21 protein-coding genes are annotated in these 20,445 nt (G+C 72.8%); 4 read left to right on the plus strand and 17 right to left on the minus strand.

Going from position 1 to position 20,445, the window contains the following annotated elements:
* Positions 1-46: 46 nt before the first annotated feature.
* The 11 genes from AOM04_RS10840 to AOM04_RS10890 form a co-directional block, all read right to left on the minus strand.
* A complete protein-coding gene (locus AOM04_RS10840) occupies positions 47-436 on the minus strand; it encodes a hypothetical protein (RefSeq protein WP_156160701.1) in 390 nt (129 codons plus the stop codon).
* Positions 437-571: 135 nt separating this feature from the next.
* A complete protein-coding gene (locus tag AOM04_RS10845) occupies positions 572-2,347 on the minus strand; it encodes an ABC transporter ATP-binding protein (protein ID WP_062464796.1) in 1,776 nt (591 codons plus the stop codon).
* Positions 2,344-4,212, minus strand: coding sequence for an ABC transporter ATP-binding protein (locus AOM04_RS10850; protein ID WP_062464797.1), 1,869 nt, complete (start codon positions 4,210-4,212; stop codon positions 2,344-2,346). The genes AOM04_RS10845 and AOM04_RS10850 overlap by 4 nt, the downstream gene beginning before the upstream one ends.
* Entirely contained in the window at positions 4,209-4,979 is a 771-nt protein-coding gene (gene hisF / locus AOM04_RS10855) for an imidazole glycerol phosphate synthase subunit HisF (RefSeq protein ID WP_062464798.1), read from the minus strand. The genes AOM04_RS10850 and hisF overlap by 4 nt, the downstream gene beginning before the upstream one ends.
* Entirely contained in the window at positions 4,979-5,902 is a 924-nt protein-coding gene (locus tag AOM04_RS10860) for an FKBP-type peptidyl-prolyl cis-trans isomerase (protein WP_062464799.1), read from the minus strand. Before AOM04_RS10860 ends, hisF begins: the two co-directional genes overlap by 1 nt.
* Positions 5,903-5,943: 41 nt before the next feature.
* Positions 5,944-7,353 (minus strand): Pup--protein ligase, encoded by a 1,410-nt coding sequence (gene pafA, locus AOM04_RS10865; protein WP_062464800.1) that lies wholly within the window; start codon positions 7,351-7,353, stop codon positions 5,944-5,946.
* Between the two features lie 19 nt (positions 7,354-7,372).
* Positions 7,373-7,561, minus strand: a complete 189-nt coding sequence (locus AOM04_RS10870) for a ubiquitin-like protein Pup (RefSeq protein ID WP_062464801.1) — start codon at positions 7,559-7,561, stop codon at positions 7,373-7,375.
* Positions 7,562-7,571: 10 nt separating this feature from the next.
* Positions 7,572-9,086 (minus strand): depupylase/deamidase Dop, encoded by a 1,515-nt coding sequence (dop, locus tag AOM04_RS10875; RefSeq protein ID WP_062464802.1) that lies wholly within the window; start codon positions 9,084-9,086, stop codon positions 7,572-7,574.
* 1 nt (position 9,087) lies between these two features.
* Positions 9,088-10,497, minus strand: a complete 1,410-nt coding sequence (gene arc / locus AOM04_RS10880; RefSeq protein ID WP_062464803.1) for a proteasome ATPase — start codon at positions 10,495-10,497, stop codon at positions 9,088-9,090.
* Positions 10,497-11,492, minus strand: coding sequence for a tRNA (adenine-N1)-methyltransferase (locus AOM04_RS10885; protein WP_062464804.1), 996 nt, complete (start codon positions 11,490-11,492; stop codon positions 10,497-10,499). Before AOM04_RS10885 ends, arc begins: the two co-directional genes overlap by 1 nt.
* Before the next feature lie 67 nt (positions 11,493-11,559).
* A complete protein-coding gene (locus AOM04_RS10890) occupies positions 11,560-12,660 on the minus strand; it encodes a M50 family metallopeptidase (protein ID WP_062464805.1) in 1,101 nt (366 codons plus the stop codon).
* Between the two features lie 111 nt (positions 12,661-12,771).
* Here AOM04_RS10890 and AOM04_RS10895 point away from each other — a divergent pair, with 111 nt between their 5' ends.
* Positions 12,772-13,605, plus strand: coding sequence for a RecB family exonuclease (locus AOM04_RS10895; RefSeq protein WP_062464806.1), 834 nt, complete (start codon positions 12,772-12,774; stop codon positions 13,603-13,605).
* A 14-nt stretch (positions 13,606-13,619) separates the two neighbouring features.
* Here the strand turns inward: AOM04_RS10895 and AOM04_RS10900 are convergent, their stop codons facing one another.
* Complete coding sequence (locus AOM04_RS10900; protein WP_062464807.1) at positions 13,620-14,309, minus strand: HAD family hydrolase; 690 nt, start codon at positions 14,307-14,309, stop codon at positions 13,620-13,622.
* Between the two features lie 24 nt (positions 14,310-14,333).
* On the opposite strand from AOM04_RS10900, the gene AOM04_RS10905 reads away from it, so the two are divergent.
* Positions 14,334-15,200 (plus strand): PAC2 family protein, encoded by an 867-nt coding sequence (locus AOM04_RS10905; RefSeq protein WP_062464808.1) that lies wholly within the window; start codon positions 14,334-14,336, stop codon positions 15,198-15,200.
* Between the two features lie 59 nt (positions 15,201-15,259).
* Here AOM04_RS10905 and AOM04_RS10910 read toward each other — a convergent pair whose 3' ends face one another.
* Positions 15,260-16,120, minus strand: a complete 861-nt coding sequence (locus AOM04_RS10910; RefSeq protein WP_062464809.1) for an undecaprenyl-diphosphate phosphatase — start codon at positions 16,118-16,120, stop codon at positions 15,260-15,262.
* 67 nt (positions 16,121-16,187) lie between these two features.
* Here AOM04_RS10910 and AOM04_RS10915 point away from each other — a divergent pair, with 67 nt between their 5' ends.
* Positions 16,188-17,150: an aldo/keto reductase gene (locus AOM04_RS10915; RefSeq protein ID WP_062464810.1), complete on the plus strand. Its 963-nt coding sequence runs from the start codon at positions 16,188-16,190 to the stop codon at positions 17,148-17,150.
* Positions 17,151-17,220: 70 nt separating this feature from the next.
* Here AOM04_RS10915 and AOM04_RS10920 read toward each other — a convergent pair whose 3' ends face one another.
* Positions 17,221-17,541: a hypothetical protein gene (locus AOM04_RS10920; protein WP_062464811.1), complete on the minus strand. Its 321-nt coding sequence runs from the start codon at positions 17,539-17,541 to the stop codon at positions 17,221-17,223.
* Between the two features lie 42 nt (positions 17,542-17,583).
* Here AOM04_RS10920 and AOM04_RS10925 point away from each other — a divergent pair, with 42 nt between their 5' ends.
* Positions 17,584-17,841, plus strand: coding sequence for a DUF5703 family protein (locus AOM04_RS10925; protein WP_228373689.1), 258 nt, complete (start codon positions 17,584-17,586; stop codon positions 17,839-17,841).
* Positions 17,842-17,954: 113 nt separating this feature from the next.
* Here the strand turns inward: AOM04_RS10925 and AOM04_RS10930 are convergent, their stop codons facing one another.
* The 3 genes from AOM04_RS10930 to AOM04_RS10940 form a co-directional block, all read right to left on the minus strand.
* Entirely contained in the window at positions 17,955-18,542 is a 588-nt protein-coding gene (locus AOM04_RS10930; protein ID WP_062464812.1) for a GNAT family N-acetyltransferase, read from the minus strand.
* The gene (locus AOM04_RS10935; RefSeq protein WP_156160702.1) at positions 18,539-19,021 is read right to left on the minus strand and encodes a hypothetical protein; all 483 of its coding nucleotides are present in this window, start codon (positions 19,019-19,021) and stop codon (positions 18,539-18,541) included. The genes AOM04_RS10930 and AOM04_RS10935 overlap by 4 nt, the downstream gene beginning before the upstream one ends.
* Before the next feature lie 101 nt (positions 19,022-19,122).
* Positions 19,123-20,421 carry a M20/M25/M40 family metallo-hydrolase gene (locus AOM04_RS10940; protein WP_062464814.1) on the minus strand — a complete coding sequence of 433 codons (1,299 nt, stop codon included), beginning with the start codon at positions 20,419-20,421 and terminating at the stop codon, positions 19,123-19,125.
* Positions 20,422-20,445: the final 24 nt, after the last annotated feature.

Genomic DNA, 20,445 nt, shown 5'->3' on the forward strand with positions numbered 1-20,445 from the left:
GCGCCGAATGCAGGATCCGTGTGGAACGCGGTCGGCGTGAACGGGCTCAGCGCCCGCCGTTGCGCTCCATCACGTACCGCCACGGCTCGGACAGCGTGAGGTGGATGTCGATCGACACGTCCGAGCCGAACAGCCGCGCGAGGCCCTGGCACGCGGCGACGTCGGCCGCGGCCGAGCAGATCGGGGGCAGCCCCTCGAGCCCGTGCTCGAGGCACACCCGCTGGACCAGGTCGTAGGCCGCCTTCCACGAGGCGTGCCAGTCGGACACCAGGTAGTCGGTGTCCGACAGCAGGTCGAACACCTCGGTCAGGCCCATCTTGCGCGCCTTCGACAGCGCCACGAGCTCGCGGACGGTGAGCGACTCGAGCCGGATGAGGTGCGCGTCGAACGCGGACAGGCGCAGGCCTCGCACGCTGGCCGCCAAGGACTCCGTCACGTCATGCTCCTCACCCGGGCGCCGCATCGTCCACGGCCCCGCGCCCATCCAACCATCGCCGCCCCGCGCGCGACCACGCCACGCCCGTCGCGCGGGACGTGATCCGCGTCACCTTTCCAGGGACGATGCGCGGGTTCAGTCGCGGGTCTGCGCCACCCAGGCCTCGTGGAGGCCGGCGTACGTGCCACCGGCCGCGACCAGCTCGTCGTGGTGGCCCAGCTCGATGAGCTCGCCGTGCTCCATCACGCCCACGATGTCGGCGCGCTCCGCGGTCGACAGGCGGTGCGCGATGACGACCGCCGTGCGGCCCTGCATGAGCGACTCGAGCGCGCGCGAGATGCGCACCTCGGTCGCAGGGTCCACGGCGGACGTTGCCTCGTCAAGGATGAGCAGGTCGGGGTCGCGCAAGTACGCCCGCGCGATCGACACCAGCTGACGTTCGCCGGCCGAGAGCAACTCGCCGCGCGGGCCGACGTGCGTGTCCAACCCGTGGGGAAGCGTCTTGACCCACCCCTCGAGCCCGAGCGACTCGAACGCCGCGTGGGCGCGGCTCTCGAGCTCCTCGTGGGGCGCGTCCGGGACCGCGTAATGCAGGTTGGACAGCACCGAGCCGTCGAACAGGAAGCCCTCCTGCGGCACCACCGCGACGGACCGGCGCAGCGAGCCCATGGGCACCTCGCGCAGGTCGACGCCGCCGACGTGCACGGTGCCCTCGGTGGGGTCGAAGAAGCGGGACATGAGGCGCGCGAGCGAGGTCTTGCCGGACCCGGTGGTGCCGACGAGCGCGAGTCGCTTGCCCGCGGGGAGGTGCAGGTCGATGCCCTTGAGCACCTCCGGGCCGCCGGGATAGGTGAGGCGGATGCCGTCCATGACGAGGTCGCCGCGGCCGTGCGGGATAGCGGTGCCGTCCTCGCCGGGATCGGGGATGGTGATCTTCTCGTCGACCAGCTCGACGACGCGGCGCCAGCCGACGAGGGCGCGCTGCATCTCCGCGAGCATCTCGATGATCCACATGAGCGGGCCCGCGAACATGTACACGAGGAACGCGAACGCGACGACGGTGCCGACGGAGATCTCCCCGGCGAGCGCGAGGTGCGTGCCGCCGACGAGCGCGATGCCGGTCGCGAGCGACTGGCCGAACGCGGTCGAGGAGAACGTCACGGACGCGAGCAGCGAGGCCCGCTTCTCGGCCGCGAGGATCGCGTCGATGTCGCCGCCGAGCTGGTCGCGCATGCGCTGCTGGACGCCGTAGGCGCGGATCGTCGAGACCCCGACGAGCTGCTCGGAGGTGCGGCCCATGAGGTCCGCCATGCGGCCGCGCACGCGCGAGAACGCCTCGCTGATGCGCGGCTGGATCCACACGAGCGTGAGCGACATCGGCACGAAGGCGACGAGCACGATGAGCGCGAGCTGCCACGAGTACGCGAGCATCACCACGAAGACCACGCAGGCCTCCATCGCGGAGATGATCATCGCGGCGCCGGTCCACTGCATGAGGTCGCGCATCGTCTCGACGTCACCCGTGACGCGTGACACGTACCGGCCGCGCTGCTCCTCGTTCTGCGTGAGCACGGACAGCTCGTGGACCTTGCCGAACGCGCGGATCCGCAGCGTCGCGAGGCCCGCCTCCGCGGCGGTCACCATGCGGCGACGCACGATGTACGACAGCGAGGCGGCCACGATCAGCACCACCGCGCCCGCGGCGGCGTAGCCGGCCACGAGGCCGATATCGACGCCGCCGGGCGCCATGAGGCCCAGGTCGGTCACGCGCTGCGTGAGGAACGGCGTGGCGGCACGGCCCGAGGCCGCGATCGCCGCGAGGGCGAGCGTCACCCCGAGCCCCTTGCGGAACTCCGGGCTCAGCTCCATGCCGCGCCTGAACAGCCGACGGAAGGTCATGTCCTCGCTCATCCCACGTATCCCGCCTGCTCCTCGGCCTGACGCCGGGAGTCCTCCTCGTAGGCGAGCACCAGCTCGCGGTAGCCGGGGTCGCGCGCGATCAGCTCGGCGTGGGACCCCGCGTCGACCACGCGGCCGCGGTCGACGTGGACGATGTGGTCGGCGAGCATGATCGACGCCAACCGGTACGCGATGACCAGGACGGTCGGGCCGTCCTCCCCCGCCAGGCCCGTGAGGATCTCGCGCTCCACGCGCGGGTCGACGGCGCTGGTCGCGTCGTCGAGCACGAGCACGCGCGGCTCGCGCACCAGCGCACGCGCGAGAGCCAGGCGCTGACGCTGGCCGCCGGACAGGTTCATGCCGCGCTCGGCGAGCACGGCATCGAGCCCCGTCCGGCCGTCGCGGCCGAGGCGCTCGACCACGTCGACCACGTTGGCGCGGCGCAGGGACTCCCACACCTCGTCGTCGGTGAAGTCGCCGCCGAGGGTGACGTTGTCGCGGACCGTGCCCGAGAACACGAACGCGGTCTGCGGCACGAGGGCGACGTGGTCGCCCAGGCGCGCGATCGCCTCGAGGTCGGTCTCGTCGAGCGTCACCGCGCCGGTCGAGGGGCGCGCGAGGCGCGCGGTCGCCAGCGCGACGGTGGACTTGCCCGAGCCGGTCGAGCCGACGAGCGCGGTCACGGTGCCCGGGCGCAGCTCGAGCGACACGTCGTGCAGGATCACGGCGAGCTCGCCGTCGCCGTCGTCGGCGGCGATGGAGGCGTTCTCGAAGCGCACCCCGCCGGCGCCGGCCGTCGCGATCTCGGTGTGGCCGGGCTCGTCGACCTCGGTCGCGGCCTTCGCGATGCCGCCGATGCGCGTGAACGCCACGAGCGCCTGCGGCATCTGGCCGAGCACCCAGCCGAGGCCGCGGATCGGCACCGCCATGAGCGTGACGAGGTAGATCGCGGAGACGACGTCGCCGACGGACACCGCCCCGACGGAGGCGCGCATCGCGCCCACGACCATGAGCGCGACCGCGCCGAGCGGCACGATGACGTCCATGAGCGGCTCGAACCACGCGGAGGTGTGGCCCACGCGGGTGTCGGCGTCGCGCAGGTCGTTGGCGACGCGCGCGAAGCGCTCCACCTCGCGGTCCTCGGCGCCCAGCGCCTTGACCACGGTGCCGCCCTCGAAGCTCTCGTGCGCGATGGTCGACACGTCGGCGCGCAGGCTCTGCCCGAGGTCCCAGCGCGGCGTGATGACCTTCTCGTACACGACGTTGATGGCGAAGATGATGGGCACCACGGCGAGGCCGGTGACCGCGAGCCACGGGTCCATGCGCCACATGGACCAGCCGGCCGCGAACATCATGACGAACGAGCCGATGGTGAAGGCGAACGGGTGCAGCGGCGACGTCGCGGTCTCCGAGTCGGAGGACATCGCGGACAGCATGCGGCCCGACGGGTTGGACCGGTGCCAGCCGAGCGGAAGCGACGCCAGCGCATCGGCCACCACCCGGCGGTGGCTCGCGCCCACGCCGGCGACGCCGAAGCCCTGCACGGTGCGGCGCGCGCCCACCAGGACCGCGTTCGCGAGGCCGATGAGCAGGAACGCGCCGCCGACCAGCCAGATGGCGACCTTCGGGTCCTGCGTGCGCTGGCCCCAGTAACCCTCGATCGGGTCGCCGGCGACCGCGGGGATGACCACCTGGTCGGTGACGTCGCCCAGCAGGGTGCCGAACAGCACGGTGAGCAGGCTGAACGCCGCGGCGGCGGCGACCGCGATGCCGAACTGCCAGGGCTGCTCGCGGACCGCGTGGGCGAGCAGTTGCACGGCCTTGCGGGTGAAGCGTCCGGACGTCTCGTAGCGGGTGGCGGCGGTCGGGGCCGTCATCGCACCTCGATCCCGGCGTCGCGCATGGCGTCCTTGACCTCCTGGATGGACAGCGTGCCGAAGTGGAAGACGGACGCGGCGAGCACCGCATCGGCCCCCGCCTTGGCGGCCTCGACGAAGTGCTCGACGGTGCCCGCGCCGCCCGAGGCGATGAGCGGCACGTCGACCACGGCGCGCACGGCGGCGAGCATCTCGAGGTCGAAGCCGTCGGTGGTGCCGTCGGCGTCCATGGAGTTGAGCAGGATCTCCCCCGCGCCGAGCTCCGCGCCGCGGCGCGCCCACTCGACCGCGTCGATGCCCGTGCCCTGGCGTCCGCCGTGCGTGGTCACCTCGAAGCCGGAGGGCGTGGAGGCGCCGTCGCGGCAGCGGCGGGCGTCGACGGACAGCACGAGCACCTGGTTGCCGAAGCGCTGGGCGATCTCGGAGATGAGCTCGGGGCGCGCGATGGCGGCGGTGTTGACGCCGACCTTGTCCGCGCCCGCGCGCAGCAGCCGGTCAACGTCCTCGGGCGAGCGCACGCCTCCGCCCACGGTCAGCGGCACGAACACCTGGTCCGCGGTGCGGCCCACGACGTCGTAGGTGGTCTCGCGGTTGCCGGACGATGCGGTGACGTCCAGGAAGGTGACCTCGTCGGCGCCGGCGGCGCCGTACGCGGCGGCGAGCTCGACGGGGTCGCCCGCGTCGCGCAGGTTCTCGAAGTTCACGCCCTTGACGACGCGGCCCGCGTCGACGTCGAGGCACGGGATGAGACGAACGGCGACTCCCATCAGGAGCTCCCCTCCGGGTTCCAGACGTCGAGGATGTCCACGACGAAGACGAGCGTGCCCTTGTCCGCGTAGCCGTAGCTCGGGGGCACCACGAGCATGACCTGCGAGCCGGCCGTCTGGTCGAGCAGCCCCTCGTCGAGGCCGCGGATCACCTGGCCGGACCCGATCTGCAGCTCGAAGGGCGCGGTGTCGACGGGCCAGGACGACTCCATCACGTCGCCCTTCTTCCACGCGCCGTCCTTGTCCTTGCCCTTGGCCCAGTACCAGGCCGTGTACTGCACGGTGAGGTAGGAGCCGTCCTTGACCTGCGCGCCGGAGCCCTGGATCAGGGTGGCGACCTGGAGGTCCGTGGGCGGGTCGCCCTGGGGGATCTCCACGGACGGCTCGCCGCTCCGCGCGCGCGTGACCGTCGGCAGGTCGGGGTTGGGCGCGACGTCCGTGCCGACGGCGTGGTCGGGCAGCACGTCGATCACCATGGCGATCGGCGGCTCCTCCGTGTCGGAGCCGAACGACGGCGGCGCGACCACCAGCACGCGCGCGCCCACCCGCACGTCGAGCAGCGTCTTGTACAGCTCCTCGCCCACCACCTCGGGGGCGAGCAGGAACGAGCGCGGCAGGCCGTCGTAGGTGTTGATGAGCGTCGTGCCGTCGTCGAGCGAGGCGCCGTAGATGTCGAGCAGCAGCGGCTGTCCGTCCTGCAGGTACTCGCCGTCGCCGTCCCACACGACCTTCGACTGCTCCTGCGCGTAGGTCAGGCCCGGGGTGAACTCGAGCGACGGCGCGAGCGTGTCGGAGCCGCCGATCGTGATGGTGGAGATGTCGCCCGACGGCGACACGCTCGGCGAGGCGTCCGTGGGCGCGGCGGTGCAGCCCGCCAGCGTCAGGGACGCGAGGGCGAGCGCGAGCACGACGAGTCGACGCATCGGGGAGAATTCCTTTCAGGACCGTAAGAGTCTACGGCCGGTCACGCCGGCTCAAGAGCCTCCAGGAGCGCGTCGACGCGCGCGTCCTCGGTGCGGAACGGGTCCTTGAGCAGCACCGTCGTGCCGGACGAGCCGGCGATCTTGAGGTGCACCCAGTCGACGGTGAAGTCGCGGCCGGACTCGAGCGCCTTCGTCACGAACGCGCCGCGCAGGCGCGCGCGCGTCGTCTGCGGGGCGGTGGTGATCGCCCGCTCGATGTCCGCATCGGAGACGATGCGCCGCACCAGGCCCTGCTGCTGCAGCCGGTAGAACACGCCCCGCTCGGGCGACACGTCGTGGAACGCGAGCTCGAGGCGCGCGAGGCGCGCGTCGGACAGGTCGCAGCCGAGCCGCTCGCGGTAGCGCATGACGAGGCGGTGCTTGATCGCCCAGTCGAGCTCCGACTCGACGCCGGAGAAGTCGCCGGTGCGGACGGCGTCGACGCCGCGCTGCCACAGGTCGAGGATCTGGTCGACCTCGGCGCTGGGCGCGATGACGCCGCCGAGGTGGCGGCGCACCAGGTCGATGTACTCCTGCTGGATCTGGACGGCGGTGAGGCGACGCCCGTCGGTGAGCTCGACGGTCGCGGCGCCCGTGAGGTCATGCGCGACGTCGCGGATGGCCTGCATCTCGCGCGCGAGCGTGAGCTCGGGCAGGACGACGCGGGCCTCCATGAGGCGCAGGATCAGGTCCGTGGCGCCCACCTTGAGCAGCGTGGTCGGCTCCGCCATGGTCGAGTCGCCGACGATGACGTGCATGCGCCGGTACAGCTCGGCGTTGGCGTGCGGCTCGTCGCGCGTGTTGATCATCGGGCGCGACCGGGTGGTCGCCGAGCTGAGGCCCTCCCACATGTGGTCGGCGCGCGGCGAGAAGCTGTAATGCGCGCCCGTGGGGGTGCGCGTGAGGGTGCCCGCGCCGGTGACGATCTGGCGGGTCACCAGGAACGGGAGCAGCGCCGACGCGAACGCCTTGAAGTCCGCGCGCCGGCGCACCAGGTAGTTCTCGTGGCAGCCGTAGCTGTTGCCCGCGGAGTCGGTGTTGTTCTTGTAGAGGTGGATGGTGCCCTCGACGCCCGCGTTGCGCAGGCGCTCCTCTCCCCCGGCGACGAGGTGGTGGACGATGCGCTCGCCCGCCTTGTCGAGGGCGATGAGGTCCGTGAGGGTGTCGCACTCGGCGGTCGCGTACTCGGGGTGCGCGCCGACGTCGATGTAGAGGCGTGACGCGTTCGGCAGGAACACGTTCGAGGACCGGCCCCACTGGACCACGGAGTGGAACAGGTGACCGGCGACCTCCTCGGGCGTCACGGGGCGCGCGGCGCCGGTGTCGAGGTGGAGGCCGAACTCGGTCTCGAGGCCGAGGATGCGCCGCGCCGGGTCGACGTCGAGGGGCGGCGGGATGTCGGTGGGAAGCATGGTGAGCGGCCCGCGGAGGCTACTGGCCGCCCTTCTGCACGAAGGACCGCACGAACTGCTCGGCGTTGACCTGGAGCGAGCCGTCGATCTCCGCGAGGAGGTCGTCGAGCGCGTCGTTCGAGGCCTGCGCCGCCGCGGCGGGCGCGGGAGCCTCGGGCTCGGGGGTCTCGTCCTCGTAGGGCTGTCCTTGCGCGTTGAGCTGGGCCATGCCCGCGAGTCTATCCGCCGATGAGCGCGTCGAGGAGGGGGTGTCGCGACGCGTGCGGCTCGTCCAGATGGACCACCTCGAGGTGCCCGTGGTCGGTCTCGCGGTCGAGCACCACGGTGGACCAGCCGGCCGCGTCGACGAGGTCGGGGCGGGCCGCGACGATGCCGCCGCGCAGGCGGGCGCGCGTGTCCTGCGGGGCGGCCGCGACGGCGGCCGCGACCTCCTCATCGGTGGCGAGGCGCTCGACCTGGCCGGCCTGCGCGAGCCGCGTCGCCCACCCGTCCCCCAGCCTGGACCACTGCAGGTCCATCGCGGCGAGCCGCGCATCGTCCCACGGCAGGCCGTCGGGGTGCGCGTCGGAGGCGTGGCGCGCGCGCAGGCGCCCGAGGAGCTGCAGCTTGGCCACCCACTCGACCTCGCGCGCGGCGCTGAACAGGTCGGCGGCGAGCCGCTCGAGGACGCCCTCCCAGCGGGCGATGATCGCCGCGTCGCCCGCGTCCGTGGCATAGGTGCGGCAGATCTCGAGCAGCGCGCGCTGGATCTCGAGCGCGGTGGCCTCCTCGCCGGAGGCGAGCTCGAGGCGCTCGCGCAGCGCGAGGTCCCGCGATACCGCCTGGACGGCGGCCACGGGGGCGGCGAGCTCGAGCGCGTCGAGGCGCTCGTCGTCGGCCTCGATCGCGGCCAGCACGAGGGACGTCGTGCCGACCTTGAGGTACGTCGCGACGTCGAACAGGTTGGCGTCGCCGATGATGACGTGGAGGCGACGGTAGCGGGCGCGCTCGGCGTGCGGCTCGTCGCGCGTGTTGATGATGGGGCGGCGCAGGGTGGTCTCGAGGCCCACCTCGGCCTCCATGTAGTCGGCGCGCTGAGAGATCTGGAAGCCGGCGGCCTCGCCGAACGGCCCGAGCCCGACCCGGCCCGCGCCGGTGAACACCTGGCGGGTGACGAGGTGCGGGGTGAGGCGGCGCGCGAGGTGCTCGAAGTCCGTGGCCCGGCTCACGAGGAAGTTCTCGTGGGTGCCGTAGCTGGCGCCCTTGCCGTCGACGTTGTTCTTGTAGAGGTGCACCGCGGAGCCCTCGTCGGCGGCGTACCGCTCGGCCGAGGCCAGCGCGATCGCGTCGCCCGCGCGATCCCAGATCACCGCGTCGCGCGCGGAGGTGACCTCGGGGCCCGAGTACTCGGGGTGCGCGTGGTCCACGTAGAAGCGCGCGCCGTTCGCGAGCACCGCGTTGAGGTGGGCGGGATCCTCCCACGAGCCGCGGCGGCGGCGCAGGGTGACGTGGCCGGCGGACTCGTCGTACTCGGGGGCGTCGGTCAGCAGGTCCGGGGTCGCCGACGCGCGCGAGCGGCGGAAGCCCCGCTGGTCCTGCAACGGGTCCTCGCCGCCGTAGTCCCAGCGCGTGGTGCGCTCCCCCGCCCAGCCGCGGCACGCCGCGACCAGGCGCGAGGACATCAGGATGGGGTTGGCGCGGGGCTCGTCGGGGTCGACGATGCCGTACTCCGTCTCGATGCCGACGACCCGCACGTCACTCCCCCGCGAGGGTGCCGGACGCGACGGCGCGCGCCTCCGCGAGCTCCTGGTCCGCGGCGAGCTCGAGGTGGCCGCGCGTGAGGCCCTTGGCCTGGCCCGCGACGACGCCCTTGATCGCGGCCGTCTTGGCGCGGTCGACCACGTTGCGCACCACGGCGCCCGACACGTGGCGCGAGGCGTCCGCATGGGCGAAGATGCGGCCCACGCCGGCCTCGATGAGCGCGCGCGCCGTGGCGGCGCGGTCGCCGCCGTGCGCGTCGAGCTCGGCCTGCGCGAGCGGCAGGTCCGCGGTGAGGTACTTGCCGAAGATGTCGGCGGTCGCCTCGGGGCTCGGCCGGGAGATCTCGATCTTCACGTCCAGGCGGCCGGGGCGCAGGATCGCGGGGTCGATCATGTCCTCGCGGTTGGAGGCGCCGATGACGATGACGTTGCCCAGCGCCTCGACGCCGTCGAGCTCGGTGAGCAGCTGCGGCACGATCGTGGTCTCCATGTCGGAGCTCACGCCGGAGCCGCGCGCGCGGAACAGCGCGTCCATCTCGTCGAAGAACACCACGACGGGCGCACCCGAGTGCGCCTTGGCGCGGGCGCGCTCGAAGATGGTGCGGATGTACCGCTCGGTCTCGCCCACGTACTTGTTGAGCAGCTCGGGACCCTTGACGCTGAGGAAGTAGGAGCGGTCCGCGCCCACGGCCTCGGCGAGCGAGTGCGCGACGGCCTTCGCGATGAGCGTCTTGCCGCATCCCGGCGGGCCGTACAGGAGGAGGCCGCGCGGCGGGCGCAGCGCGTGCTCGCGGTAGAGCTCGGGGTGGACCAGGGGCAGCTCGATGGCGTCGCGGATGCGCTCGATCTGCGGGGTGAGGCCGCCGATCGACGCGTAGTCGATGTCGGGCACCTCCTCGAGGAGCAGCGCCTCGACGCCCGTGCGCTCGACCTTCTCGGAGGCGAAGCCCGTGCGCGCGTCGAAGATGACGGTGTCGCCCTCGTGGACGCGGCGCGCGGCGTCGCCGCCGATGAGGGTGACGACGCGCTCGTCCTCGCCGCGCGAGACCACGAGCAGGCGGTCCGCGTCGACGACCTCGCGCACGATGGCCGCCTGGCCGGTGCGCTCGGGGCGCGCGACGTCGACCACGACGCTCATGGCGTTGAGGAGCACCTCGTCGCCCGGCGCGAGGTCGGCCTCGAGCGTGGGCAGCACCGCGACGCGCATGCGGCGCCCGGAGGCGACCACGTCGGCGTTGCGGCCCGACCACTCGACGAACGTCGCGAAGGACTGCGGCGGCTGCGAGGCCTCCGCGAGCTTCTCGCGCATCTCGCCGATCTGGTCGCGCGCGAGCGTGAGCAGGCGCTGCAGCTCCGCGTTCTGGCGCTCGAGGCGCCCGATGACGTCCTGGGCCTCCCCCACCATCAGTCCTCCTCGACGGCCTGGTCGCGCACGGCGGTCGCGTCGCGGCGCACCTTGCGGATCTTCTTCTCGCTCACGGGACGCTCGCCCAGGTCCTCGGGGCTCCAGTCCCCGTCCGTGGGGTACGAGCCCTTCGCGGGGCGGCGGGTGCGGCGCGGCGGCTCGACGCCCGGCGCCATGCGGCGCGCGGTGAGCAGGAAGCCCGTGTGGCCGATCATGCGGTGGTCGGGGCGCACGGCGAGGCCCTCGAGGTGCCACGTGCGCACCATCGACTCCCACGCGCGCGGCTCGGTGTAGCCGCCGTGCTCGCGCAGGTCCTCCGCGAGGCGGGACAGCTGCGTGGTGGTCGCGACGTAGGCGAGGAACACGCCGCCCGGGGTGAGCGCGGTGGCGGCCTCGTCGATGTTCTCCCACGGCGCGAGCATGTCGAGCACCACGCGGTCGACGGTGCCGGGCTCGAAGGCGTCGCCGACGCGGTCGGCGAAGTCGCCGATCTCGAGGCGCCACGCGGGGTGCGGGCCGCCGAAGTGCGACTCGACGTTCGCGCGGGCGATGTCCGCGAAGTCCTCACGGCGCTCGATGCTCACGAGCTGCCCCTGGTCGCCGACGGCGCGCAGCAGCGACATGGTGAGGGCACCGGAGCCGACGCCGGCCTCGACCACGCGCGCGCCCGGGAAGATGTCCGCCATCTGCACGATCTGCCCGGCGTCCTTGGGGTAGACCACCGCGGCGCCGCGCGGCATGGACAGCACGAAGTCGCTCAGCAGGGGGCGCAGCACCAGGTAGTCGAAGCCCGCGGTGTTGGTCACCACGCAGCCCTCGGGCTGGCCGATGACGTCGTCGTGGTGGAACAGCCCGCGGTGCGTGTGGAACTGCTTGCCCGGGGTCAGCACGATGGTGTGGTGGCGCCCCTTGGCGTCGGTCAGCTGGACGCGGTCGCCCGCGCGGAGCGGGCCCCGGCGCTCGGACGCGCCGACGGGCTCGGAAGTCTGGGTCATGCGGCCAGTCTAGGGCGCGGCCCGGACCCCTCCCGCGGCCCGCGAGCCGCGCATCGTCCCTGGCGCGTCAGCTGAGCGCGTCGCGCACCTTGTCGAGGTGGGCGATGCCCACGGGCATCCCGTCGCGGTCGGTGACGACCACCACGTCGGTGCGCCCGAACCACGGGACGACCGCCTCGACGAGGTCCTCGCCCGTGGCCGCGCCGGGGATCGCCGCGCCGCGCACGATCGGCATGGTGACGGACATGAGCGACGTGGTGGCGCGCAGCTCCTCGGGCACCGCCTCGGTGAGGGCGACCGGGAAGTGGCCGGCGGCCTGGCCGTCCGCGGCGAGCACCACGACCTCGGTGGCCCGTGCGGCCGACGCGAGCTCGCGGGCCTGCGCGACGGTCGCGTCGAACGTCACGCCCACCGCGGGCACCGCGAGCGACAGCGCGCTGACGCCCTGACGGCGGCCGAGCACGGTCGCCGCGCGCAGCTCGGCGCCGGCCGCGGGCCAGATGACGGAGAAGAGGAACATCGCCCACACGGCGGCGAGGAGGTCGACGCCGGTGCCGTTGACGAGCGGGATCCCGACGGCGAGCACGATCACGCCGATCGCGACGATGCGCCCGCCCTGGGCCGCCCACCGGTGGCCCTTCCACTGGTCGCCGGTGGCGCCCCACACGATCGCGTTGACCACGCGCCCGCCGTCGAGCGGCGTGCCGGGCAGCGCGTTGAACGCCGCGAGGATCAGGTTGAGGACGCCCGCGTAGTGGACGATGCGGCCCGGCGTCCCGTCGATCGCGCCGGCGGCGGCGAGGGCGACCACGCCGATGACGGCGTTGGCGAGCGGGCCCGAGGCGGCGATGACGCCGATCTCGAACGGCTTGGGGTCGCGGCTGCGGAACTGCGTGTGGCCGCCGAAGAACGTCAGCACGATCTCCTCGACCTCGCGGCCGAACGCGCGCGCCGCGGCGGTGTGGGCGAGCTCGTGGAGGAACACCGAGACGAACAGGAGCAGCGCGACGGACAGGCCGATCGCGAAGCCCTGCCGGTTCAGCCCGTCGCTGCCCGTGCCGTAGAACGCGGCGAGGATGAGCGCCATCACCAGCGTCGAGGGCATGAGCACGATGCGCGCGCCGAGGATGCGGCCGAGCGAGATGCCGCGGGTGCGGGGCTTGTCCATGGCTCCACGGTAGTGGGCGGCGCCGACGCCATCCGGCACCTCGCGCGCGGGGCCGGCGTCGCGTCCTGGGGACGACGGGGCGGTGTCGGCGGCAGCGCCTAGGGTGGTCGCATGCCTCGCCCGCCCGCCCTGTCCCCGTCCCGCGCCGGTGACTTCCAGCAGTGCCCGCTGATGTTCCGCTACCGGACCGTCGACCGCCTGCCCGAGCGGCCGTCGCCCGCCGCGACGCTCGGGACCCTCGTGCACGCGGTGCTCGAGCGGCTCTACGACCTGCCGGCGCGCGAACGCACCGTCGATTCCGCGCACGCGCGCCTCGAGCCGCAGTGGCGGGAGATGGTCGCGAAGCAGCCCGACCTGGCGGAGCTGCACGCCGACGAGGCCGCCGAGCAGGCGTGGCTGGCGGACGGCCGCCAGCGCCTCGCCACCTACTTCGAGCTCGAGAACCCGCAGCGTCTCGAGCCCGCCGCGCGCGAGGAGTTCATCGAGCTTCAGCTCGAGGACGGACCGCTGCTGCGCGGCATCATCGACCGCATCGACATCGCGCCCGACGGCTCCATCCGAATCGTGGACTACAAGACCGGCAAGACCCCCGACCCGCGCTACGGAGCCAAGAAGGAGCGCTTCCAGATGCGCTTCTACGCCCTGGTGATCGAGCGGATCCGCCAGCGGCGGCCCGCGCTGCTGCAGCTGCTGTTCCTCAAGGACGGCGGGCGCCTCGAGATCCGCCCGACGGGCGACGACATCGCGCAGGTCGAGCACGAGATCCGCGAGATCTGGAACGAGATCACGGCCGCGGCCTCCGCGGGCCGCTTCCGCACCCGCAAGAGCGCGCTGTGCGGCTGGTGCAGCTTCCAGGACCGCTGCCCCGAGTTCGGCGGGGTCGAGCCGCCGCTGGACCCGGACGCGGTCGAGCGTGCCTTCGGGGTGCGCCCGGTCACGGCCTGAGGCGGCGGTCGGCGCTACTCCGACTCGCCTAGCTGGTCGACGGCCTCGCCGCCGAGGATCCGGCCCAGCGCGGGCACGTCGATGCCGTCGAGCGAGCGCACGCGGCTGAGTCCCGGCCGCGCCTGGATCGGCACGAGCCGGCGCACGCCGATGGTCGCCGCGCCCGACGCGTACGCGGATCCCACGCCCGCCGACGAGTCCTCGAGCGCGACGCAGTCCCCGATGTCCACCCCGAGGCGCTCGGCGGCGGTGAGATAGGGCTCCGGATGGGGCTTGCCGTGCGTCACCTGGTCGCCCGACACCACCACGGCGAACGCGTCGGGCACCCGCGACACGAACGCGTCCGCGAGCATCGAGTAGGACATCGTCACGAGCGCGCACGGGATGCCCGCGGACACGACCGCGTCGAGCAGGGCCCGCGCATCGTCCATCCACGGCACCCGCTGGCGCACCTGTGCGGTGACGCGTCCCAGCAGGTAGGTGATGATCTCGTCGGGCTCGAGGGCGACGCCGCGCTCGATCATGATCTGCGCGGACACCGACAGCGGGTTGCCGACGAGCTGCAGCCCGTCCTCGTGCGTCCAGCCGACGCCGAACCTGCGGGCGAGCTCGATCTCGGCGCCGATCCAGTAGGGCTCGGAATCGATGAGGGTGCCGTCCATGTCCCAGAGCACCGCGGCCGGGAGCGTCGCCTTCTCATTCATATGGCGTGAGTCTAGGCTGGCGCAATGACCGCTGAGCACGACCCCGCGGCCCTTGCCGCCGACCAGTCCGTGATGATCGCGGCCTTCGAGGGCTGGAACGATGCGGGATCCGCCGCGTCGTCCGCGCTCGACCACCTGGCCTCGGAGTGGCAGGCCCGCGAGTACGCGGCGCTCGATCCGGAGGAGTACCACGACTTCCAGGTGAGCCGGCCGAGCATCCAGACCGTCAAGGGCGGCGACCGGGTGGTCTCGTGGCCGGGCACGGTCATCTCGACCGCGCAGGGCCCGTGGGTGGGCCACCGCGACATCGCCCTGGTGCGCGGCATCGAGCCGTCGATGCGGTGGCGCCGGTTCTGCCGCGAGATCGTCGACTACGCGGAGGACCTCGACGTCAAGACGCTCCTCACCTGCGGTGCGCTGCTCGTCGACGCCCCGCACACCCGTCCCCTGCCGACGTTCGTCACGAGCGAGGACGCCCGCGCGCGCGAGGCCTTCGACCTCGAGTCGTCCGACTACGAGGGGCCCACCGGCGTCCTCGGCGTGCTCGGCCACGAGGCGGCGCTGCGCGGCATCACGGTCATCTCCGTCTGGGTGGGCGTGCCCCATTACGTGGCGCACCCGCCGAGCCCCAAGGGCACCGTCGCGATCCTGTCGCAGCTCGAGCGCTTCCTGGGCGAGCCGATCGACCTGGGCGACCTTCCGGACGAGGTCGACGCGTGGCAGCGCGGCGCGGACGAGCTGACCGAGGAGGACGAGGAGGTCGCCGCCCACGTCGAGCAGCTCGAGTCCGTCATGGACGAGACGAGCCTGCCGGAGGCGTCGGGCGAGGCGATCGCCGCGGAGTTCGAGAAGTTCCTGCGCCGCCGCGACCTCGGGAACGGCAAGGCCTAGCCTCCCCGCGCATCGTCCCCGGACCGGGGACGATGCGCGGTGCCGCCGCCGTACCGACGTCAGGTCGCGCTGATCGCGCCGGCCGCCAGCAGGCCGACGATCACGCCGGAGAACGCGAACCGGTAGATCACGAACGGCGTGTAGCTGTGGTGCGAGATGAGCTTGAGGAACCAGACGATGACGGCGTAGCCGACGCCGAACGCGATGACGGTCGCGATCGCGGTGTTGACAAGGCCCGGCATGCCGGGGTCGCTGAGCGTGCTCCACTCGGTGGCGAGCTCGAAGAAGCCCGAGCCGAGCACCGCCGGGATCGCGAGCAGGAACGACACGCGCGCGGCAGCCTCGCGCGTCATGCCGAGCAGCAGGCCCACGGTGATGGTGCCGCCCGAGCGGGACACGCCGGGGATGAGGGCCATGGACTGCGCGAGGCCCAGCAGGACCGCGTCCTTGACGGTGAGGTCGTGCAGGTCGCGCCGCTTGGAGCCGATACGGTCCGCGAACCACAGGAGCGCCGCGAAGATCGCGAGCACGGCCGCGGTGATGTAGAGGTTGCGCAGGCTCGTCTCGATCGAGTTCTTGAACAGGACGCCGAGGATGACGATGGGGAACGAGCCGATGATCACCCACCAGCCCATGCGGGCGTCCGGGTCGGCCGCGCCGATCGTGCGCTCACGCCAGGACGCCTCCTTGGCCACCAGCGCGCGGAACCACGCCCCGATGATCCGGACGATGTCCTTCCAGAAGTAGACGAGCACGGCCGCCTCGGTGCCGATCTGGATGACGGCGGTGAACGCCGCGCCGGGGTCCGCGCCGTGCGGCAGCAGCGCGCCGATCACACGGATGTGCGCGCTGGACGAGATCGGCAGGAACTCCGTGAGTCCCTGCACCAGGCCGAGGATGACCGCTTCCCACCATTCCATGGGCGCAACACTAGCCGCCGCGCGTGGCGTTACCGCCCAAGCCCCCAGGTTCGGTAGCGTCCGTCCCATGCAGCGCGCTCGGATCGGCACCACCGGACTCGAGGTGTCGCGGCTCGCGCTGGGCACCATGACGTGGAGCCGCGACACGGACGCGCAGGAGGCGGGCGACCAGCTCGACGCCTTCCTCGACGCGGGTGGCACGCTCCTCGACACCGCGGCCTCGTACGCGGACGGCGGCTCGGAGGAGCTGATCGGACGCCTGCTCAGCGGCTCGATCTCGCGCACGGACGTCCAGATCTGCACCAAGGCCGGCATCCGCCGCACGCCCGGCGGCGGCGTCGTCGACGCCTCGCGCGACACGATGCTCGACACGCTCGACGCGTCGCTGCGGCGCCTGGGCACCGATCACGTCGACGTGTGGCTGGTCCACCAGCTCGACCACGGCACCCCGCTCGACGAGACCCTCCACGCGCTCGAGATCGCCGTCAACAGCGGCCGCGCGCGCTACGTGGGCGTGTCGAACTTCCCCGGCTGGGCGACGGCGCGCATCGCGACGCTCGCGGACCGGCGACCGGCGCTCGCCGCGACGCAGGTCGAGTACTCGCTGCTGCAGCGCGGCATCGAGCGCGAGGTGGTGCCCGCCGCGCAGGCGCTCGGGCTGGGCGTGATGGCGTGGAGCCCGCTAGGGCGCGGCGTCCTCACCGGCAAGTACCGCACGTCGATCCCCGCGGACTCGCGCGCCGCCTCCGAGCACCTGGCAGGGTTCGTCGAGCCGTACCTGGACGATCGCGCCGGCTCGATCGTCCAGGCGCTCGCGATCGCCTCGGAGGGCCTCGGCGTGACGCCCCAGGAGACGGCGCTCGCGTGGGTGATGGCACGTCCCTTCGTCGCGACCGCGGTGGTGGGCGCCCGGACCGTCGAGCAGCTCGTGCCGTCGCTCAGGGCGGCGTCGCTGAGGCTGCCGCCTGCGATCGTCGACGCGCTCGACGAGGTCTCCGCGATCGAGCTGGGATACCCGGAGCGCCGATGAGCGCGGCGCGCGCGGGCCTCACGGGAGTGGGCACGTGCGCGCCCGACGCGGCGGGGCCGACGGCCCGCGCTCACCTCAGCTGGAAGTCGTCGAGGTCGTCGTCGAGGACGTCCTCGTCCTCCTCGGCGTGGGCGTCGATCTCCTCGTCCTCGTCGTCGCCGTCCTCGTCCTCGTCCGGCTCCTCGAGCTCGACATCGTCCAGCAGCATGGGCAGCGTCTCGCCGTACTCGACGTCGAGGACGGCCTCATACCTGTCGAACGCGTCGGCGAGCGAGTCGTACGCGTCGTCGACGGCCACATCCTCGTCGCCTCGGCGGGCCAGGACCGCGGCGAGGTGCTCCTCGTATGCCGCGACCAAGAGCCTCAGCGCCTCATGCGCGTTCGAATCCATGGCTATGACGTTACCCGTGGAACAGGTTGAATGGGAGGCGAGATGAACCACGACACGCACCGGAACGCCCACGTGATCCACCCGCGTCGCATGTCCGCGCCGCCGGACTCGCGCTTCGACTGGCGCGTGGTCGACATCCCGCCGGACATCACCCGGGGCGAGGCGCGGGCGCTGCTGACCGAGCAGGCCGAGTACGGCCGCTGGGAGCTGTTCCGCTCCCAGATGTTCTTCGGTGGGGCGCGCCGCGTGTGGCTGCGCCGGCGCGTGATGAACGTGCGCCGCACCGACGACGCCGCGTAGCCGGTCCCCCGGCGAGGTTTCTCCCGTAGCGATTGGTACCAATCGCTACGAGGTGGACCGATCTCGTGCCGATCGGTACCACTGGCGCACCACGGGACGATGCACGGGCCGGGTCAGGCGGGCGGCGCGAGCGTCACCCAGCGCTCATCGACGCGGTAGCCGAGTCGCGTGTTGGCGGCGAGGCTCGCCGGGTTCTCAGCCGACCCTCCCGTGCGGAGGACCTCGACGCCCTCGTCCACGAGCGCCAGCACCGACACGGCCTTCACAGCCGTGCCGAGCCCTCTCCCCCGTCTCGCGCGGGCGACGACGGTGAAGTCCGTCTCGCCGCACGTGCCGTTCACGTCGACGTAGGTGACCGCGTGCACCTCTCCGGTGCCACCGACGATGGCCCACGCACGTCGTGTGGCTGTCGGGCGGGCACGCTCGCGGGTCAACGGCTCGTGGCGCGTCGCGACCCCGCCCGGGTAGTCGCCCGCCGTCGCGGCGTCGAGCGCCAGCACCGCGACGACATCGGACGCAGCGATCTCGCGCACCTCGCCCCAGGCCGACGCGCCGCGCACGAGGCGCTCGAGCCGCTCGAGCTCGGCCCGTTCCGCGATCAGCTCCGCCGCCCACGACTCCGCGACCACGCGCCAACCCCCGGCCAGGAGTCCGGCGACCCGCGCATCGTCCGCCCGAAGGACCACGGGGCCGTGGCTCACGACGCGAACCAAAGGTCGTCGTCGACGGTCACCGAGACGAGCACCCACCCACCGAAGAGGTGCGCGGCCCAGCTCTCCCACTCCACCTCGCGCACCTCCGGATGGGGAGGCATCTTGGCGCGCAGCAGGGTCGTGTCGCCGCCGCGGATCTCGACACCGAGCACCGCCGCCCGCCCGCGCGTGCGCCCGCCGCGGATCGGACCCCTGTCGTCGTGCAGCCGCACGGTGACGTCGGCGCGCGTGCCGACGAGCCCGCCGCGCCCGTGCACCCCGACCAGGAGCACGCCGAGGACGACGATCCTCACCGGTATGAGCCGGACGCCTTCCGGCCCGCGCGCCACGACCGCCACCGGCAGATGGCCCGACAGCTGGAGCAGCCGCGTGGAGAGCAGCACCATGACGAGGGCCAGGACCGCCAGGTAGACGGCGGGCCACGCCGTGTCGGCGAGGACGCCTCGTAGCGGGACCCAGACGCCCACGCCCGCGACCGTCGTCGCGAGGACGAGGAGACCCGGTCGCAGCGCGCTGCCCCCGTGCCGCGGCAGCCTGACCCAACGCGTCCCCGTGACCGGGACGTCCATCAGCAGTCGGTGAGGAACCGGACCATGACCTCGGTGCCGAACTCGAGCGAGTCGATCGGGACACGCTCGTCGATGCCGTGGAACAGGCCCGGGAAGTCCAGCTCGGGAGGCAGGCGCAGCGGGGCGAAGCCGTACCCGGCGATGCCGATGGTCGCGAGGTGCTTGTTGTCCGTGCCGCCCATCATCGTGTACGGCAGGACGATCGCTTCCGGGTCGTCGAACGTGACCGCCTCGATCGCCTTGTGGACGAGCGGCACGTCGAACGGCAGCTCGATCGACGCCTCGGTGATGTACTGCTCGACCTTGACGTGCGTGCCGGCCAGCTCCTCGATCTTCCGCAGCACCTGCTCCTGCTGGCCGTGGAGGAAGCGCGAGTCGACGAAGCCGCCCGCGGAGTCCGGGATGACGTTCACCTTGTACCCGGCGTCCATCATGGTCGGGTTCGAGGTGTTCCTCAGCGACGCCTCGACCATGCGGCCCACGGCGCCGAGGCCCGCGACGAGCGCGTCGATGGTGGCGGGGTCCTCGGAGTAGTCCACGCCGAGCAGGTCGGCGGTGCCGCGCAGCAGGTGCTCGGAGGTGGGCGAGATCTCCATGGGCCACTCGTAGGCGCCGATGCGCGCCATCGCGCCGCCGAGGTGCGCGACCGCGTTGTCGTGGTGGACCAGCGAGCCGTGGCCCTGGACGCCGGAGGCCGCGAGGCGCAGCCACTGCATGCCCTTCTCCCCCGTCTGGAAGAGGTAGACCCGCTTGCCGGCGACCTGGATGGAGAAGCCGCCGACCTCGGACACGGCCTCGGTGGCGCCGCGGAAGTCGTCGGGGTGGTTCTCGACCATCCACTTGGCGCCGCGGTGGCCGCCGTGCTCCTCGTCCGCGAAGAACGCGATGACGATGTCGCGCGCCGGCTTGACGCCGGCGGCGATCATGCGGCCGATCGCTGCCAGGTACATCGCGTCGACGCCCTTCATGTCGACCGCGCCTCGGCCCCAGATCATGCCGTCCTTGACCTCGGCGCCGAACGGGTCCACCGTCCAGTCCTCGGGGAACGCGGGCACCACGTCGAGGTGGCCGTGCAGCACGAGCGGCGGACGGGAGCGGTCGACGCCCTCCCACAGCGCGGTGAGCGACGCGCGGCCGGGCTCGGCCTCGCGGATCACGGGTTCGAGGCCCAGGTCGCCGAGGTACGTCGCGACGTACTCCGCCGCGGCACGCTCGCCAGGTCCCTCGGCGTCGCCGTAGTTGGAGGTGTCGATGCGCATGAGGTCGCGCGCGAGGCGGACGACGTCGGACTCGGTCATGGCGCCCAGGCTAGCGGGCCCGCG

This window comes from Demequina soli (genome assembly GCF_000971195.1).
Lineage (GTDB): Bacteria > Actinomycetota > Actinomycetes > Actinomycetales > Demequinaceae > Demequina > Demequina soli.

Coding starts and splice junctions, on each gene's coding strand:
- AOM04_RS10900 (WP_062464807.1), bottom strand. CDS start 14,309: ATGAATGAGAAGGCGACGCTCCCGGCCGCGGTGCTCTGGGACATGGAC.
- AOM04_RS10890 (WP_062464805.1), bottom strand. CDS start 12,660: ATGGACAAGCCCCGCACCCGCGGCATCTCGCTCGGCCGCATCCTCGGC.
- AOM04_RS10885 (WP_062464804.1), bottom strand. CDS start 11,492: ATGACCCAGACTTCCGAGCCCGTCGGCGCGTCCGAGCGCCGGGGCCCG.
- AOM04_RS10920 (WP_062464811.1), bottom strand. CDS start 17,541: ATGGATTCGAACGCGCATGAGGCGCTGAGGCTCTTGGTCGCGGCATAC.
- AOM04_RS10915 (WP_062464810.1), top strand. CDS start 16,188: ATGCAGCGCGCTCGGATCGGCACCACCGGACTCGAGGTGTCGCGGCTC.
- AOM04_RS10895 (WP_062464806.1), top strand. CDS start 12,772: ATGCCTCGCCCGCCCGCCCTGTCCCCGTCCCGCGCCGGTGACTTCCAG.
- AOM04_RS10940 (WP_062464814.1), bottom strand. CDS start 20,421: ATGACCGAGTCCGACGTCGTCCGCCTCGCGCGCGACCTCATGCGCATC.
- pafA (WP_062464800.1), bottom strand. CDS start 7,353: ATGCTTCCCACCGACATCCCGCCGCCCCTCGACGTCGACCCGGCGCGG.
- AOM04_RS10850 (WP_062464797.1), bottom strand. CDS start 4,212: ATGACGGCCCCGACCGCCGCCACCCGCTACGAGACGTCCGGACGCTTC.
- hisF (WP_062464798.1), bottom strand. CDS start 4,979: ATGGGAGTCGCCGTTCGTCTCATCCCGTGCCTCGACGTCGACGCGGGC.
- AOM04_RS10925 (WP_228373689.1), top strand. CDS start 17,584: ATGAACCACGACACGCACCGGAACGCCCACGTGATCCACCCGCGTCGC.
- AOM04_RS10905 (WP_062464808.1), top strand. CDS start 14,334: ATGACCGCTGAGCACGACCCCGCGGCCCTTGCCGCCGACCAGTCCGTG.
- AOM04_RS10870 (WP_062464801.1), bottom strand. CDS start 7,561: ATGGCCCAGCTCAACGCGCAAGGACAGCCCTACGAGGACGAGACCCCC.
- AOM04_RS10860 (WP_062464799.1), bottom strand. CDS start 5,902: ATGCGTCGACTCGTCGTGCTCGCGCTCGCCCTCGCGTCCCTGACGCTG.
- AOM04_RS10845 (WP_062464796.1), bottom strand. CDS start 2,347: ATGAGCGAGGACATGACCTTCCGTCGGCTGTTCAGGCGCGGCATGGAG.
- AOM04_RS10910 (WP_062464809.1), bottom strand. CDS start 16,120: ATGGAATGGTGGGAAGCGGTCATCCTCGGCCTGGTGCAGGGACTCACG.
- arc (WP_062464803.1), bottom strand. CDS start 10,497: ATGGTGGGGGAGGCCCAGGACGTCATCGGGCGCCTCGAGCGCCAGAAC.